We start from the raw sequence: 16195 nt of genomic DNA, 5'->3' as shown, positions 1-16195 counted from the left end.
TGTCCCTACCATGGCGAACAACGCGCCAGCCTCAACACAGCCATAACCCCGCCCATTTTTTCGGCAGTCCACATTCTGTTGCTCAATTTCAGCGCGCAGCACGCTCGCGAATTAATCCTTTGCCCGGTAAAGCGTCACAAGCCATTGTGACAGTCAACGACGCCGCGCTAGGAGGTGCAGGTTTGAACGAGTGGCCGAAACGGGGGTGGCAGCGGGTGACAGGACGGCAAGACATACTGCTCCGACTTGAGGGGCTATCCAAGGCCTATCCGGGTGTCGTCGCAAATGAGGATGTATCGTTTTCGATCAAGCGCGGGGAAATTCATGCGTTGCTCGGCGAAAACGGCGCAGGAAAATCAACTCTGGTAAAGACAATCTATGGCCTGGTGAAACCCGATCAGGGCCAGATGGCATTGAATGGCCAGCCCTTCGCCCCCTCGGAGCCACGTGCGGCACGTGCGCGTGGTGTCGCGATGGTCTTCCAGCATTTTTCGCTGTTCGACGCGCTGGACGTCGCCGAAAACATCGCCTTGGGGATGGAACATCCGCCGAAGCGCCGCGACCTTGCGCAACAAATCCGCGAGGTCAGTGAATCCTATGGACTGCCGCTGAACCCGAACCGGCTGGTCGGCGATCTGTCAGCAGGCGAACGGCAACGCGTGGAAATCATCCGCTGCCTTCTGCAAGACCCCAAGCTGCTGATCATGGATGAACCCACGAGCGTTCTGACACCGCAAGAGGTGGATACGCTGTTCAACACGCTGCGAAAGCTGTCGGCGGAAGGCACCGCGATCCTGTATATCTCGCACAAGCTCGATGAAATTCGGGCGTTGTGCGATGCGGCAACGGTGTTGCGGTTGGGCAAGGTGGTCGGCGAATGCACCCCGCGCGACACTACAGCCCGCGAAATGGCCGAACTGATGGTCGGGACCAGCCTGAAGACACCGACCCGCCCGCCGCATCGAGAAGGCGACGTGCTTCTGGACGTCACGAATCTGACCGCACCCGCCGCCACCCCCTTCGGGACGACACTTCGCGAGGTGTCGCTGAAGGTCCATGCGGGCGAGGTGCTGGGCATTGGCGGCGTCGCAGGCAATGGGCAGGACGAACTGCTGGCCGTGCTGTCGGGCGAAACGCTGCTGCCAGCGGGACATATCCGGCTGGACGGGAACGAGATCGGTCAGTTGGGTCCGAATGACAGACGCGCGCTCGGTGTGCTGGCGGCCCCAGAGGAACGATTGGGGCACGCCGCCGCGCCTGATATGAGCCTGACCGAAAACGCGCTACTGTCTGGACGCCGCCGGGAAGAGTTGGCCAGGAACGGCTTCGTTAACTGGCCGAGATCACGAGATTTCGCTCAGCGGATCATCGCTACATTCGACGTCCGTGTGCCCGGCCCCGATGTGGCTGCGCGTGCTCTGTCGGGCGGCAACCTGCAGAAATTCGTGGTGGGCCGGGAAATCTTGCAACGTCCGCGCGTGTTGGTCGTCAATCAGCCGACTTGGGGTGTGGATGCCTCCGCCGCTGCCGCGATCCGGCAGGCGCTTCTGGACCTTGCGCAGAACGGTGCGGCGGTGATCGTCATCAGTCAGGATCTTGATGAACTGCTGGAAATCTCGGATCGCTTCGCCGCGCTGAATGGTGGTCGCCTGACCGCGCCGCGCCCGACACACGGCCTGACCATGGACCAGATCGGCCTGATGATGGGCGGCGGATCGGAGCACAAGGAGACAGCCCATGCTGAGGCTTGAGAAGCGGCCTCAGCCGTCGCAATTCTGGACGAGCATCACCCCCGTTCTGGCGGTGCTGACCACGATGCTAGCGGGCGGACTGATGTTTGCGGCACTTGGAAAAGATCCCTTCCTTGCCATCAAGACCATCTTCTACGACCCCCTGTTCAGCGAGCAATTCGCCAGCTATTCGCGCCCGCAGCTTCTGGTGAAGGCAGGTCCGCTGATCCTGATCGCGATCGGGTTGTCGCTGGGCTTTCGCGCGGGCATCTGGAACATCGGTGCGGAAGGGCAATACATCATGGGCGCGATCTGCGGCGCGGCGGTTGCATTGTCGCTCTACCCGCTCGACAGTTTCATTGTTTTCCCCTTGGCCGTGCTGGCCGGTTTGCTGGGCGGGCTCTTTTGGGCCATGATCCCCGCCATCTTGAAAACCCGTTTCCGCACCAACGAGATCCTGGTTTCCCTGCTGCTGGTCTATGTGGCAGAGCAATTGCTGGCCTCCGTCTCGCTTGGGCTGCTACGCAATCCCGAAGGCGGGGGCTTCCCGGGGTCGCGGAACCTTCAGCAATATGATGCGGTGGCCAATCGGGAGCTCATCGCGGCAACGGGCATGCATTGGGGTGTGGTGATGGCCTTCGTCGCCGTGATCGCTGCCCATGTCATGCTGTCACGTCACATTCTTGGCTTCCAGATCAGGCTTGCCGGACAAGCGCCACGCGCAGCACGCTTTGCCGGTGTCATGCCCAAGCGGCTGGTGATCCTGTGCCTCGGCATATCCGGGGCGCTAGCTGGGCTGGCGGGCGTGTTCGAAGTCACTGGACCCGCAGGTCAGATCAGCATCGACTTCAATGTGGGTTATGGCTTCACCGCAATTATCGTGGCCTTTCTTGGCCGCCTGCATCCGATCGGTATCCTGCTTGCGGGGCTATTGATGGCTCTCACCTATATCGGCGGCGAACTGGCACAGTTCATGCTGGGTGTTCCGGCAGCCGCCATCCAGGCGTTCCAGGGTATGCTCCTGTTCTTCCTTCTGGCATTCGACGTTCTGTCGAACTACCGCCTTCAGTTCGGCCGTCGGGAGGTCGCGTGATGTTCGCAAGTATTGACCTCCAACTCCTGCTGCCCGCCTTGATGATCGCCGCGACGCCCATCCTGCTGGCAGGAATCGGCGAGTTGATCGTCGAAAAATCGGGCGTCCTGAACCTTGGCGTCGAAGGCATGATGATCACCGGCGCGATCTGCGGTTTCGCGGTAGCGGTTGAAACGGGCAGTCCGATCCTGGGCTTCGTTGGCGGGGCTATCGGCGGGGCAGCACTGTCCCTGATCTTCGGTTTTCTGACCCAGTTTCTGCTGTCCAACCAAGTCGCCACGGGCCTGGCGCTGACGCTGTTCGGCCTGGGATTTTCATCGCTCATCGGGCAAAGCTATGTCGGCGTGAAACCTCCATCCACTGCAAAGCTGGACCTCGGAGCAGAGCTTCCCGTGATTGGACCAATCCTGCTGCGCCATGACGTGATAGTCTATTTCAGTCTAGCCCTTGTCGCCGCGGTCTGGGCGTTTCTGCGCTATACACGCGGCGGGCTGATCCTTCGGGCGGTAGGCGAAAGTCACGATGCGGCGCATGCATTGGGTTACAAAGTCGTGCGCGTCAGGATTCTGGCAATCATGTTCGGCGGGGCCTGTGCTGGGCTGGGTGGATCCTACCTGAGCCTTGTGCGCGTGCCGCAATGGACCGAGGGGATGACCGCAGGCGCCGGCTGGATCGCATTGGCGCTGGTCGTGTTCGCATCATGGAAGCCGTGGCGCGTTCTGCTGGGTGCCTATCTGTTCGGCGGCATTTCCGTGCTACAGCTGAACCTGCAAGCAGCAGGAGCGAATGTACCGGTGGAACTGTTGTCCATGTCCCCATACCTCGTGACGATCATCGTACTGGTCATCATGTCAGCAGATCGCGGCAAGGTCGCAATGAACGCGCCAGCATCGCTCGGTCGCAGTTTCCACGTATCCAGTTGAAGCAGCCCCATGCGTAAGGAGGAGATACCGCAGATACTGGACGGGACGCACCCGGATCATGGTCGCGGCGTTGCCGTCGCACACCAGACGCTGATCATGACATCAGCGCTTGCGATATCGCTCGAAACGGTCCCCGATCTTTCTGGTCGAGCGCAGATAATCCTTTCCGTTTTCGAAACCATCGTTCTGTTCCTTTTTCTCGCCGAATATCTTCTACGGCTTTACTGCGCGAGGCATCCCTTGCGCTACGCGCTTAGTTTCTGGGGCATAGTCGACTTGCTGGCTTGTCTGCCGGCGATTGCTATGATGCATCCTGAATGGGCCGTCCTGCGAACCATTCGGCTGCTTCGTCTCATCCGCATGTTCAAGCTGCTGCACACCAACCGGGCGCTGGACCGGATGCAAACGGCGCTCCGGCACAGTTGGGGAGAGCTTGGTGTCTTTGCCTTCCTGTGCGTCCTGATGATCTATATCGCGGGCGTCGGCATTTATATTTTCGAGCATGACGCACAGCCGGAAGAGTTCTCTTCCATCCCCGTCAGTCTGTGGTGGGCCGTCGTGTCCTTTACCACCGTGGGTTACGGCGACATCTACCCGATTACCGCGGGCGGACGCATCTTCACAACCTGCATCCTGTTCATCGGCCTTGGCGTCATTGCCGTGCCGACCGCCATTATCACCTCGGCCCTGATCGACACGGATCGGGAGACGCGGGACAATCCCACCGAAGACCCCAACAGTTCCAACACAGGAGAGAAGTAAATGATTTCAAGACGTGTATTGCTTGCCAGCGCAGCGATGGCTGCGGGCCTTTCAGGCACTGCCTGGGCACAAGACCCGGTTAAGGTCGGCTTCGTGTATGTCGGGCCGATTGGCGATGGCGGCTGGACCTATCACCACAATGAAGGCCGTCTGGCGGTCGAAGACCATTTCGGTGACGCGGTCGAAACGACCTATCAGGAAAACGTCCCAGAAGGTGCGGATGCCGAGCGCGTCCTAACGCAGATGGCGCTGTCCGGTCATGACCTGATTTTCACGACTTCCTTCGGCTACATGGACCCGACGATCAACGTCGCCGCCAAATTCCCCGATGTGAAATTCGAACACGCAACGGGCTACAAGACGGCTGACAACGTGGCGACCTATTCCGCGCGCTTCTACGAAGGCCGCGCCATCATGGGCCACATCGCGGGCAAGATGACCGAGACAAACACCATCGGCTATATCGGCTCCTTCCCGATCCCCGAGGTCATTCGTGGTATCAACTCCAGCTTCCTGCATGCGAAGAAAGCCAACCCCGACGTAGAAATGAAGGTCATCTGGGCCTACACATGGTTCGATCCGGCAAAAGAAGCCGACGCCGCGCAGGCGCTGATCGATCAGGGCGCTGATGTCGTGCTTCAGCACACCGATTCCACTGCACCGCTGGCAAAGCTGGAAGAAGCTGGCGGCTACGGCTTCGGTCAGGCGTCAGACATGTCGGAATATGCGCCTGAGCCACGCATTTCATCCATCATCGACGACTGGGCACCTTATTACATCGCACGCGTTCAGGCCGTGATCGACGGAACATGGGCCAGCGAAGAGACATGGGACGGCATCGCACCCGGAATGGTCGGCATCGGTGAATTTTCCGAAGTCATCCCCGAAGACGTCCGCGCAGAAACCGAAGCGCTGAAGCAATCCATCGCATCGGGCGACTACCATCCCTTCACCGGACCGCTCAACAAGCAGGACGGCTCGGCCTGGTTGGCTGAAGGCGAAGTGGCCAGCGACGGCGACCTGCTTGGTATGGATTTCTACCTAGAGGGCATCGCGGGCGAAATCCCCAACTGATCGTATCCAAACGACACCTGGAAGGCCCGCTACGGCGGGCTTTTCTATATCTGCCAATGATTCTTGTCCCTGACACAGTTTAGAACAGTTCTAAACGTTGACATCTGGCCGACCACCACGCATATGTTCTTCACGAACGGAGGCACGCCATGTTCATTCAAACCGAATCCACGCCGAACCCGGCAACGCTGAAATTCCTGCCCGGCCAACAGGTTCTGGCCGCAGGCACTGCCGATTTCCCGTCGCAGGACACCGCATCGAAATCGCCGCTGGCAACGCGCATGTTCGCCGTTGATGGTGTGACTGGTGTCTTTCTGGGCAATGATTTCGTCACCGTCACGAAAGCCGATGACAAGGAATGGGATCACCTGAAGCCTGCCCTGCTCGGTGCGGTTATGGAACATTTCCAATCCGGTGCGCCTGTGCTTGAGGGTGAAGAGTCCACGAGCGGTCACGCGGCGCATGACGGTGAAGACGGCGAGATCGTCGACCAGATCAAGGAATTGCTCGATACGCGGGTTCGTCCAGCTGTCGCACAAGATGGTGGCGACATCACTTTCCACGGATTCGAGCGGGGCGTTGTATATCTGCACATGCAGGGTGCGTGCGCTGGTTGTCCCTCCTCGACGCTTACACTGAAGATGGGAATCGAGAACCTGCTGCGCCATTACATCCCCGAGGTCGTCGAGGTCCGTCCCGTTGGCGTCTGAGCCGCTGATCCTTGCATTCGATACAGCGGCCGCGCATTGTGCGGCCGCTTTGCTTCGCGGCGACCAGATTCTCGCTCATGTCGTTGAGCCCATGAAGCGGGGTCAGGCAGAACGATTGATGCCTCTTCTGCAGGAAATTCTGGCAAGCGAAGGGGCATCATTTCAGGATCTTGCGGCGATTGGTGTCGGTGTCGGGCCGGGCAATTTCACCGGGATCAGGGTGTCTGTCGCCGCAGCACGCGGGCTATCCCTGTCTACAGGTGTGAAGGCGATCGGCGTCACAGGATTTGACGCGGCTGCGCGGGATCTGCCCCGTCCCGTGCTAGCCTGTCTTACTGCACCCCGCGATCAAGTCTACTGGCAAATCATCGACGATCACGACCGGTCCCTACCCGCACTGACCACAATTGCCGCTATCGACGTTCCCGAGGGCCTGGCTTGCGCCTCCGACGCCGCAGAAACCGTTGCGGCCGCAACCGGAGGCACGGTTACGCCCCCCAAGCACCCGCTGACCGTAGCTATCGCGCTGGAAGCCCGCGACCGCCGTGCGTTGCCGGAGCCCCGCCCCGCCCCTCTGTATATTCGACCAGCGGACGCCGCACCTTCGCGAGACGTACCCCCGCCGATCATCGCATGACACCGGATGACCGTGCAGCGCTGCACGCCGAATGTTTCACCACGCCCAGACCGTGGTCTGCACAGGAATTCTCGCAACTCCTGTCCTCCACAGGTATTTTCGTCATTGATCGAACGAGCGGCTTCGCGATGGGCCGGGTGGTCGCCGACGAAGTCGAACTTCTGACTATCGCCGTCGCCTCGTCCGCACGCAGAATGGGCTGCGGACGCAACCTCATGACTGCCTTCATGAACAATGCGAAATATCTAGGCGCCGCAACAGCGTTTCTCGAAGTCGCTGCAGACAACGAACCCGCGATCAGACTTTATCGAGCATCAGGATTCGTCCAGACAGGCTGGCGCCCGAATTACTATGTCAAGGCTGACGGAACAGGCGCTATCGACGCAGTTGTGATGAGTTGTCGGCTTGCCGACACCTGAAGAAAAAATCTTTGTTTTGATGCAGCATAAGCCTTTGCAATAGCAGAAAGCTATTGACCCAGAGGGGTGGCTGCGTCCTTAATCCTGCCCAATCCGGATGGACAATCCGAGGGGCGCCGAGGGCGCGATATCCACAACGCGGGAGACTATGATGCGTGTTTTCAATTCTGTTCTGGGCGCAAGTGCGGCGCTTGCTCTGACGGCCGGTACATCACTGGCTGAGCCGGGTCTGGTGATCGACCTCGGTGGCAAGTTCGACAAGAGCTTCAATGAATCCGCCTATACTGGTGCACAACGCTGGGTCGAAGACACCGGCGGCAGCTACAAGGAAACCGAACTCGCATCCGAAGCTCAGCGCGAACAAACGATGCGTCGCATGGCCGAAACCGGTGCAAACCCCGTTGTTGTTCTGGGCTTTGCAAACATCTCGACGCTGGAGAAAATTGCCGCGGACTACCCGGAGACCATGTTCACCATCATCGACGGTGTCGTGGATGAACCCAACGTGCAATCGATCCTGTTCAGCGAACACGAAGGGTCGTTCCTCGTTGGCGTTCTGGCGGCGATGGCATCGGAAACCGACACCGTTTCCTTTGTAGGCGGCATGGATGTTCCGCTCATTTCGAAATTCGCCTGCGGCTATGCACAAGGCGTCAAGGCGCAAGCGCCTGATGCGAATGTCATCATCAACATGACCGGCACCACACCGACCGCCTGGAACGATCCGGTGAAGGGTGGCGAATTGACACGCAGCCAGATCAGCCAAGGCTCTGACGTTGTCTATGCCGCCGCTGGCGGCACCGGCATCGGCGTGCTGCAGGCCGCTGCGGATGAAGGCATCTATTCGATCGGTGTGGACAGCAACCAGAACCACCTGCATCCGGGCTCTGTGCTGACTTCGATGGTCAAGCGCGTGGACAACGCAGTGTATGAGGCCTTCGAAAGCTTTGAAGATGGCAACTTCGAGACCGGCGTTCAGGTTCTCGACCTCAGCAATGACGGTGTTGCCTACGCTGTCGATGAGAACAACCAGGACCTGCTAACCGAGGACATGATCGCAACTGCCGAAGACTTCAAAGCCAAGATCATCAGCGGTGAAGTCGAGGTCCATGATTATACCTCCGACGGCAGCTGCCCGGCCTTCTAAGACAGATGTCGATCATAAACGAAAGGGAGGAGCGGCTAGATCCGGCCGCTCCCGCCATTGAACTCAGAGGCATCTCGAAAGCCTTTGGCCCCGTGCAGGCCAATAGCGATATTTCTATGAAAGTGCAGCGCGGGACCATTCACGGGATCATCGGCGAAAACGGTGCGGGTAAATCCACCCTGATGTCGATCCTCTACGGGTTCTACAAGGCCGATAAGGGCGAGATTCTGGTCGGCGGGAGCAAGACCGAAATCCCCGACAGCCAAGCCGCGATCCGCGCGGGCATCGGCATGGTGTTCCAACACTTCAAGCTGGTCGAGAACTTCACGGTTCTCGAAAATGTAGTTCTCGGTGCCGAGGAAGGTGCCATGCTGCGCCCGTCGCTGGCAAAAGCGCGCAAACTGCTGACCGATCTGGCCAAGGAATACGAACTGAATGTCGATCCGGAAGAGCTGATCGAAAACCTCAGCGTCGGACACCAGCAACGCGTGGAAATTCTCAAGGCCCTATACCGTCAAGCAGATATTCTCATTTTGGACGAGCCCACCGGCGTTCTGACGCCGGCAGAGGCCGACCACCTGTTCCGCATCCTGCGCAACCTGCGAGAAGAAGGCAAAACCATTGTCCTGATCACCCACAAGCTGGGCGAGATCATGGACGTCACCGATACCGTCAGCGTGATGCATCATGGCAAGATGACCGCAACGGTAAAGACGAAAGACACATCCCCCGAGGAACTCGCCGAATTGATGGTCGGTCGCAAGGTCCTGCTGCGCGTAGAGAAGGGTCCGGCGAAGCCTGGCAAGGTCGTGTTGTCGGTAAAGAACCTGCACCTGACGGACTCACAGGGTGTGCAACGCCTGAAAGGTGTTGACCTGGAGGTGCGCGCGGGTGAGATCCTCGGCATCGCTGGTGTCGCAGGCAATGGTCAGTCGGCGCTGCTAGAGGTACTCGGCGGCATATCGGAAGCGCAGGGCGAAGTTTCCCTGCACGGCAAACCCCTGCCCCTTTCGGGCAAAGGCGCAGACGGGCTCAGCCGCCGGGAGGCAGGCATAGGACATGTGCCCGAGGACCGTCATCGTCTTGGGCTAATTCTTGATTTCAAAGCGTGGGAAAACATCGGTTTTGGCTATCAGGAACGCAGCGAATACAATCGCGGTCCGCTAATGGACAATGACGCGCTGCGCAAAGACGCCGAAGGCAAGATCGAACGCTTCGATGTGCGCCCGCCAAACCCGGAACTGGAAGCGAAGAACTTCTCTGGCGGCAACCAGCAGAAACTGGTGCTCGCGCGTGAAATGGAGCGGCTTCCCGACCTGTTGTTGGTCGGCCAGCCGACACGAGGGGTCGACATCGGCGCGATCGAGTTCATCCATCAACGGATCGTGGAACTGCGCGACGCGGGCAAGGCCATTCTTCTGGTCAGCGTGGAGCTCGACGAGATCATGTCCCTGTCCGACCGGATCGCCGTGATGTTCGACGGGCAAGTCATGGGTGAACGCCTGCCGTCTGAAACGAACGAAACGGAGCTGGGCATGCTGATGGCCGGTATGGACGGAAGGGCCGCCTGACATGGACAGACTACCCAAATGGGCCGACATTCTTCTGATTCCAGCTATCAACCTTTTGCTCGCCTTGCTCGTGTCCGGTCTGGTCATCGCCTTAATCGGTGAGAACCCGTTCCAAGCCATGCGGATCATGATCAACGGTGCGGTCGGATCAGCTTATGGCTGGGGCTATACGCTCTACTATGCGACGAATTTCATCTTCACGGGCCTCGCGGTCGCCGTTGCATTCCATGCTCGACTGTTCAACATTGGCGGCGAGGGCCAAGCCACGCTCGGCGGTCTTGGCGTAGCACTGGTGTGCATGATGCTGCCTTGGCCGCACTGGTCGCTGGCACTGCCCGCAGCGATCATCGGAGGCGCATTGTTTGGCGCGGCATGGGCCGCGATCCCTGCTTATCTTCAAGCCAAGCGCGGCAGCCACATCGTCATCACGACAATCATGTTCAACTTCATCGCGTCGGCACTTCTGGTTTACCTGCTTGTAAACGTTTTAAAAGTGCCCGGCAGCATGGCTCCGGAAACGCCACGCTTCCCGGAAGGCGCACGTTTGCCATCGGCTTTTGAGTTTGCCGGTTGGCTGGGCTTTACCCGTTCTGCACCGCTGAACGTAGCGTTCTTCGTCGCGATCCTGTGCTGCATCGGAGTTTACTACCTGATCTGGCGGACACGGCTGGGATACGAAATCCGCGCCTATGGCTGGTCACAACCCGCCGCAGTCTATGCCGGGATCTCACCCTACAAAATTATCATGGTGTCGATGCTGATCTCCGGCGGCTTGGCCGGGCTGATGGCCGTCAATGCTGTTCAGGGCGAAGCAGAAAGGTTGGTCATCGACAGCGTGCAGGGCGCGGGCTTTGTCGGCATCGCAGTTGCACTGATGGGACGGTCACATCCCCTTGGCGTGTTTCTTGCGGCATTGCTGTTCGGCATGCTTTACCAAGGCGGCGCTGAACTGGAGTTCGAAATCCCCGCAATCACCAAGGAAATGGTTGTTGTCATCCAGTCGCTCGTCATCCTGTTCACCGGTGCGCTCGACAATATGGTTCGTTTGCCAGTCGAAAGGATGTTCCTTCGCATTGGTCCCGGGAAGGACGCGTGATGGATTTCTCAACAATCATTCTGTTGCTCGACTCAACCCTTCGATTGGCCACACCGTTGCTGCTGGCCTGTCTCGCCGGGCTATTTTCGGAACGCGCTGGCGTGCTTGACATCGGGCTTGAGGGCAAGATGCTCGCAGCTGCTTTTTTCTCTGCGGCTTGTGCGGCTGTCACCGGATCGGTATGGCTTGGGCTTTTGGCTGGCTGCGGGGCGTCCCTGTTTCTGTCTGTCGTGCATGGGCTTGCTTCGATCACCTTTCGCGGGAACCAACTGATTTCAGGCGTCGCAATCAACTTTCTTGCGGCCGGACTGACCGTGCTGATCGGGCAGAACTGGTTTTCACTGGGCGGACGCACGCCGCCTCTGGCAGGCAATGCACGCTTTCAATCGATCACGCTCCCCTTCGCCGACACGCTGGAGCCCCTGCCCCTGATCGGCCCACTTTACCATGACGTACTGTCCGGTCATACGATCCTTGTATATGTTGGCCTGCTTGCCGTTCCGCTGACATGGTGGGTGCTGTTTCGCACCCGGTTCGGCCTACGCCTGCGTGCAGTGGGTGAAAACCCGGGAGCGGTAGATACGGCGGGCGTGTCCGTCATAAAGCTGCGCTACGGCGCCGTTCTGATTTGCGGCATCCTCTGCGGGCTGGCCGGAGCATATCTTGCCACCGGCCTGTCCGCAGGCTTCGTGAAGGATATGAGCGCGGGACGTGGCTTCATCGCCCTCGCCGCGTTGATCTTCGCCAAATGGCGCCCGTGGTACGCATTGTCGGCATGCCTTCTGTTCGGTCTGCTGGACGCGCTTGGCAACCGGTTCCAGAACGCCGAACTACTCGGCATCGCGATTCCGGTGCAGTTCATGCAAGCTTTGCCCTACATCCTGACGGTCGTCATTCTTGCCGGTTTCGTCGGGAAGGCAACGCCGCCGCGCGCCGGCGGTGCTGCTTACGTGAAAGAGCGTTAGAAAAAACTGTCGAGCGGTCGCAACAATGCGGTCGTTCGGCGTTACTTGAAACACACGGCCCCTTGTAGCTGATCAGGATTTCAGCGCAGTATCGTAAAAGGCCGCCCATCTGGCGGTAGTTTCACCTCAACTGGCAGCTGCCGATCCATGCAAGTTTATCTGCCCATCGCCGAAGTGTCCGTAAACGGTCTGCTTCTGCTCGGCATCGGCTGGGTTGTCGGTATCCTTTCGGGCATGTTCGGAGTGGGCGGCGGATTTCTCATTACCCCGCTTCTGTTTTTCATAGGTGTCCCGCCAGCCGTTGCCGTGGCAACTGGTGCCAACCAGATCGTCGCGTCATCTGTTTCCGGCTTGATGGCCCATCTGAAGCGAAAGACCGTCGATTTCCGCATGGGACTGATCCTGCTGGCGGGCGGGCTAATCGGCGCCGCGCTCGGCGTGCAGCTTTTCTCGGCGCTGAAGAAGATCGGTCAGGTCGATCTGCTCGTCACCCTGTTCTACGTGGCCTTCCTGGGGATCATCGGCACGCTGATGCTGATCGAGAGTCTCAACGCAATCAGACGCTCCCGTAACCCAAACCTGTCCCGCCCCAAACGCAAGCGGCACACTTGGGTGCACGCATTGCCGATGAAGGTGAAGTTTCGTAGCTCGGGGCTGTATATCTCACTGATCCCCCCGCTTGTCATCGGCGCAGCAGTTGGTGTTCTGTCCGCGATTATGGGCGTCGGTGGCGGATTCATCATGGTTCCGGCCATGATTTACCTGCTTGGCATGCCAACGAAAGTTGTCGTCGGAACGTCACTGTTCCAGATCATCTTCGTGACAGGCTTCACAACGCTTATGCATGCGGCCACAAACTATTCCGTAGATATCGTCTTGGCGGTCTTGCTGCTTGTCGGCGGCGTAATCGGCGCCCAAATCGGCACGCAGATTGGTGTCAAACTTAAGGCCGAACAACTGCGTGTGGCGCTGGCGTTACTGGTGCTTGGGATGTGCCTGAAATTGGCGCTGGATTTGTTCATTCGACCAGATGAACTTTACAACATCACGATCAACAAGGCGGCACTGGGATGATCCGGCTTGCGCTGCTTCTCATCGTGCTATTCAGCGCGGCGAGGGCCGAACGGGTCGTACTGGGACTGTCGCAGCAGGAAGTTGCAATCACGACGCGGTTCGAGGGCTCCGAGATCCTAATCTTTGGGGCGGTCAAACGCGATCAACCCGCCGCCGCCGATCCGCCGCTAGAGGTCATCGTCACCGTCGCAGGGCCGGAAGCACCGGTTGATGTACGACGCAAGTCGCGGCGATTTGGTATCTGGGTTAACACCGATAGCGTCCACATTAGCCGGGCACCGAGCTTTTATGCCGTCGCCAGCACCGCCCCGCTTGAGGACGTGTTGAGCTACACCGAGAATCTCCGCTACGGCATCACCATCAACCGCGCAGTTCGCACGACGGGCATCAGTGACGATGCGCCCGACGCGCCGCTGTTCGTTGACGCTTTCATCCGCATCCGTAAGGAACAGGACCAGTTCCGCGAAATGGGAGGCGGAGTTAATCTGGAGGAGGCCACACTGTTCAGCACCAAGATCCAGCTTCCGGCCAATCTGCTAGAGGGTGGCTATCCTACGCGAATTTTCCTGTCTCGCGGAGGTGAAATCGTGGACTCCTACGCTACTGTTATAGATGTCAGAAAGGTCGGGCTGGAGCGCTGGCTGTTTACGCTCGCCCATGAGAAGCCGTGGCATTACGGTGTGCTATCGCTGATCATCGCCATTGTTGCGGGCTGGGGCGCCTCAACAATCTTCCGCCTGTTCCAGCGCTAGCGTGGCTGGTCGCGCCAAATCATCCACACCCAGCGACGTCGTCGGCTTCCCGAGCCGGTACCGCGTCACCCAATGCAACCGCTCCTCCGCGCGCGTAATCGCCACATAGGCCAGGCGCTTCCAAAGCGGGATGCCAGCCTCGACCCGCCCCGATTGCGCGGCGGCATACAGATCCGGTGCAAAGACCTGGACATCACGCCACTGTGACCCCTGCGCCTTGTGGATAGTCGCCGCTGCTCCATGCAGAAAGGTTGCGCCCATATGCGCGGCATAGGGGATAAAGGGCTCTTCTTCCCCCGGCATTTCAATCTTGACGATAGACGCCGCAGATAGCTGCGGTTCGGGTGCGCCAACCACATGCAGTCTGGAAAAGCCGCGCCGCCGTCCGGGCCCCAAATAAACGACCTGTGCGCCTTTGATCAGCCCACGCGCCTCCAGATCAAGGCGTTTCTTCCGATGTTTCAGGGGCAGCTCCAGACCATCACAGATCAACGGCTCGCCCGGCAGCAGGTGATCGTCGGGCGCATCATATGCCGCTCGAAACGCGTGAATCAGCCTGATCCGCGTCGCATTTCGCCAAACCAGAACAGGTGATCGCGCCATAAGGGCAGCCTCAACGCGGCCAGACAGGACAACGCGGTCATCCTTTCGCGAGGCATCCTCGACCAGCCGTTCGAAGTCTTGAAAGCCGAGATCATCTTTTGACAGGGCATGGGCCAGATCGAGGATCGGATTGCTCTGATCCTGCCGATGGATTCGATGCAACACAAACTTTTTACCGTCCGGAAGCTCATCGAAAACCATCTCACCCGACTGGCCAACTGGCGCCAACTGGGCGGGATCACCAAACAAAACGAGCGTCGAAAAAATTTCCCTCAGATCGTCAAACTGTCGCTTGTCCAGCATGGAACTTTCATCGACGAACCCTATATCGAGCGGCTCTTCACGTCGTTTCCAACCGGTGATGAAATCAGATCCCCGCAAGCCGGCCGCCGCCAACGCTCCGGGGATAGAACTGTGTTGCTTGTAGAACGCCGCGGCCCGATCCATGGCAACTTCGGTCAGTTCTTCGATTTCGGGACGATCGCCATTGCCCATCAGCCATTCGGCAATCTTCTCATATTCTGGGTCATAGACCGGGGTATAAAGAATGCGGTGTATCGTCGTCGCCGGAACGCCGCGCATCCGCAGAACACTTGCCGCCTTGTTCGTCGGAGCAAGAATCGCCAGCGTGCGCTGTTCCCGGCGGCGGCGTGCTTCATAGTCGCCACCGACGATGTCCAACCCCGCAGCTTTCAAGCCTTGATAAAGCCGCGCGAGCAGAAGAGTTTTCCCCGACCCCGCCTTGCCCAGCACGGCCGCAACACCGCCCCCCTTGTTCTGCGGCGGCACGATCTTGGCGGCGGATATATCAACGCCCGTTCCGCGCAAAATTTCACCGATGCTTTCCAGTGTTCGCTGCTGGTCTTCGGATAGCGTGTGGACAGAAACATCATTCATACTGGCACATTATCCATCGTGCCTGCCTATCGCCAGCGGCTTATGCGCTCTTGCGGATGTGACGCGAGAAATGCGACAGATCCTGCTGCGCCCAGTAACGTGACACGGCACGCGCGATGCCCGACTTCAGGCTCAGCCGATTGATCACGTCATCGGAGAACGACCAGAAACCCACGCTGATGGCATCGCGTCCTTCGCCAGAGGTGGCCATGACCATCGGAGGCCAACTCAACCGCTGATAGATACGCATCATCCGAGCATCGAATACACCAACGGCAAAAGTCAGGTCGAACGCCATGCCGATCTCGGCTCCGCCCAGCATCAAGGCCGCGGACACGCGCGGCTCCACCCCTCGCGCGAGGCAGTAGCGGGTGCATTCCCAGATTTTCGGATTTCGTATTGGCCGCCCCATCAATAATTTCGCGAAATGGTCATTCACCATGATCGGACCAGTGCTGGGCAAGAAGCGCATCGATCCGCCATGGGTGCCGTCGCGGTTCTGCCAAATTACATATAGCGGGTTAAGCGCATCATACTCATCGCGCTCCTCACCCTGATCACTGATCGATACATCCCAGCCCAGTCGCGTCTTGAACTGATCCGCTCGGTCACGAAACATCGTGTCGCGCAGTTTGGTAAACTCGTTCAACCGATCGGCTGGGATATATCGGATCATCTGACGCCCCGTTTACATGAACAGCGCGAACAACATGGCAAAATGAAGTTTAATCAATGCTAATGA

The 16195-nt window shown here is 58.9% G+C and carries 16 protein-coding genes; 14 read left to right on the top strand and 2 right to left on the bottom strand.

All coding sequences use genetic code 11. The annotated features are described in order from the left end of the window. Nucleotides 1-182: 182 nt before the first annotated feature. From FPZ52_RS01485 to FPZ52_RS01420, 14 genes are all read left to right on the top strand, one after another. Nucleotides 183-1751 carry an ABC transporter ATP-binding protein gene (locus FPZ52_RS01485; protein WP_240804374.1) on the top strand — a complete coding sequence of 523 codons (1569 nt, stop codon included), beginning with the start codon at nt 183-185 and terminating at the stop codon, nt 1749-1751. Next, nucleotides 1738-2823 carry an ABC transporter permease gene (locus tag FPZ52_RS01480; protein WP_146363029.1) on the top strand — a complete coding sequence of 362 codons (1086 nt, stop codon included), beginning with the start codon at nt 1738-1740 and terminating at the stop codon, nt 2821-2823. The genes FPZ52_RS01485 and FPZ52_RS01480 overlap by 14 nt, the downstream gene beginning before the upstream one ends. Next, nucleotides 2823-3746 carry an ABC transporter permease gene (locus FPZ52_RS01475; protein WP_146363027.1) on the top strand — a complete coding sequence of 308 codons (924 nt, stop codon included), beginning with the start codon at nt 2823-2825 and terminating at the stop codon, nt 3744-3746. Before FPZ52_RS01480 ends, FPZ52_RS01475 begins: the two co-directional genes overlap by 1 nt. Before the next feature lie 9 nt (nt 3747-3755). Next, nucleotides 3756-4508 (top strand): ion transporter, encoded by a 753-nt coding sequence (locus FPZ52_RS01470; protein ID WP_146363025.1) that lies wholly within the window; start codon nt 3756-3758, stop codon nt 4506-4508. Then, a complete protein-coding gene (locus FPZ52_RS01465; protein WP_146363023.1) occupies nt 4509-5582 on the top strand; it encodes a BMP family ABC transporter substrate-binding protein in 1074 nt (357 codons plus the stop codon). Between the two features lie 149 nt (nt 5583-5731). After that, the gene (locus tag FPZ52_RS01460) at nt 5732-6292 is read left to right on the top strand and encodes a NifU family protein (RefSeq protein ID WP_146363021.1); all 561 of its coding nucleotides are present in this window, start codon (nt 5732-5734) and stop codon (nt 6290-6292) included. Continuing rightward, complete coding sequence (gene tsaB / locus FPZ52_RS01455; protein WP_146363019.1) at nt 6282-6929, top strand: tRNA (adenosine(37)-N6)-threonylcarbamoyltransferase complex dimerization subunit type 1 TsaB; 648 nt, start codon at nt 6282-6284, stop codon at nt 6927-6929. Before FPZ52_RS01460 ends, tsaB begins: the two co-directional genes overlap by 11 nt. Next, a complete protein-coding gene (locus FPZ52_RS01450; protein ID WP_146363017.1) occupies nt 6926-7348 on the top strand; it encodes a GNAT family N-acetyltransferase in 423 nt (140 codons plus the stop codon). The genes tsaB and FPZ52_RS01450 overlap by 4 nt, the downstream gene beginning before the upstream one ends. Nucleotides 7349-7499: 151 nt before the next feature. After that, the gene (locus FPZ52_RS01445) at nt 7500-8495 is read left to right on the top strand and encodes a BMP family lipoprotein (RefSeq protein ID WP_146365612.1); all 996 of its coding nucleotides are present in this window, start codon (nt 7500-7502) and stop codon (nt 8493-8495) included. 5 nt (nt 8496-8500) lie between these two features. Next, nucleotides 8501-10066 (top strand): ABC transporter ATP-binding protein, encoded by a 1566-nt coding sequence (locus tag FPZ52_RS01440; protein ID WP_146363015.1) that lies wholly within the window; start codon nt 8501-8503, stop codon nt 10064-10066. Between the two features lies 1 nt (nt 10067). Continuing rightward, nucleotides 10068-11162, top strand: coding sequence for an ABC transporter permease (locus FPZ52_RS01435; RefSeq protein ID WP_146363013.1), 1095 nt, complete (start codon nt 10068-10070; stop codon nt 11160-11162). Continuing rightward, nucleotides 11162-12127, top strand: a complete 966-nt coding sequence (locus FPZ52_RS01430) for an ABC transporter permease (protein ID WP_146363011.1) — start codon at nt 11162-11164, stop codon at nt 12125-12127. Before FPZ52_RS01435 ends, FPZ52_RS01430 begins: the two co-directional genes overlap by 1 nt. A 147-nt stretch (nt 12128-12274) precedes the next feature. After that, entirely contained in the window at nt 12275-13201 is a 927-nt protein-coding gene (locus tag FPZ52_RS01425; RefSeq protein ID WP_146363009.1) for a sulfite exporter TauE/SafE family protein, read from the top strand. Then, entirely contained in the window at nt 13198-13953 is a 756-nt protein-coding gene (locus FPZ52_RS01420) for a TIGR02186 family protein (RefSeq protein WP_146363007.1), read from the top strand. Before FPZ52_RS01425 ends, FPZ52_RS01420 begins: the two co-directional genes overlap by 4 nt. On the opposite strand, the gene FPZ52_RS01415 is transcribed toward FPZ52_RS01420, so the two are convergent. Then, complete coding sequence (locus FPZ52_RS01415) at nt 13924-15453, bottom strand: ATP-dependent DNA helicase (protein WP_146363005.1); 1530 nt, start codon at nt 15451-15453, stop codon at nt 13924-13926. The two genes, FPZ52_RS01420 and FPZ52_RS01415, sit on opposite strands and share 30 nt — an antisense overlap. A gap of 40 nt (nt 15454-15493) precedes the next feature. Next, entirely contained in the window at nt 15494-16129 is a 636-nt protein-coding gene (locus FPZ52_RS01410) for an acyl-homoserine-lactone synthase (protein WP_146363003.1), read from the bottom strand. Nucleotides 16130-16195: the final 66 nt, after the last annotated feature.

Origin of the sequence: Qingshengfaniella alkalisoli, from assembly GCF_007855645.1 — a bacterium.
GTDB classification, from domain to species: domain Bacteria; phylum Pseudomonadota; class Alphaproteobacteria; order Rhodobacterales; family Rhodobacteraceae; genus Qingshengfaniella; species Qingshengfaniella alkalisoli.
This window is presented reverse-complemented; position numbering and strand designations above follow the sequence as displayed.

Coding starts and splice junctions, on each gene's coding strand:
- FPZ52_RS01480 (WP_146363029.1), top strand. CDS start 1,738: ATGCTGAGGCTTGAGAAGCGGCCTCAGCCGTCGCAATTCTGGACGAGC.
- FPZ52_RS01475 (WP_146363027.1), top strand. CDS start 2,823: ATGTTCGCAAGTATTGACCTCCAACTCCTGCTGCCCGCCTTGATGATC.
- FPZ52_RS01470 (WP_146363025.1), top strand. CDS start 3,756: ATGCGTAAGGAGGAGATACCGCAGATACTGGACGGGACGCACCCGGAT.
- FPZ52_RS01465 (WP_146363023.1), top strand. CDS start 4,509: ATGATTTCAAGACGTGTATTGCTTGCCAGCGCAGCGATGGCTGCGGGC.
- FPZ52_RS01460 (WP_146363021.1), top strand. CDS start 5,732: ATGTTCATTCAAACCGAATCCACGCCGAACCCGGCAACGCTGAAATTC.
- FPZ52_RS01450 (WP_146363017.1), top strand. CDS start 6,926: ATGACACCGGATGACCGTGCAGCGCTGCACGCCGAATGTTTCACCACG.
- FPZ52_RS01445 (WP_146365612.1), top strand. CDS start 7,500: ATGCGTGTTTTCAATTCTGTTCTGGGCGCAAGTGCGGCGCTTGCTCTG.
- FPZ52_RS01440 (WP_146363015.1), top strand. CDS start 8,501: ATGTCGATCATAAACGAAAGGGAGGAGCGGCTAGATCCGGCCGCTCCC.
- FPZ52_RS01435 (WP_146363013.1), top strand. CDS start 10,068: ATGGACAGACTACCCAAATGGGCCGACATTCTTCTGATTCCAGCTATC.
- FPZ52_RS01430 (WP_146363011.1), top strand. CDS start 11,162: ATGGATTTCTCAACAATCATTCTGTTGCTCGACTCAACCCTTCGATTG.
- FPZ52_RS01425 (WP_146363009.1), top strand. CDS start 12,275: ATGCAAGTTTATCTGCCCATCGCCGAAGTGTCCGTAAACGGTCTGCTT.
- FPZ52_RS01420 (WP_146363007.1), top strand. CDS start 13,198: ATGATCCGGCTTGCGCTGCTTCTCATCGTGCTATTCAGCGCGGCGAGG.
- FPZ52_RS01415 (WP_146363005.1), bottom strand. CDS start 15,453: ATGAATGATGTTTCTGTCCACACGCTATCCGAAGACCAGCAGCGAACA.
- FPZ52_RS01410 (WP_146363003.1), bottom strand. CDS start 16,129: ATGATCCGATATATCCCAGCCGATCGGTTGAACGAGTTTACCAAACTG.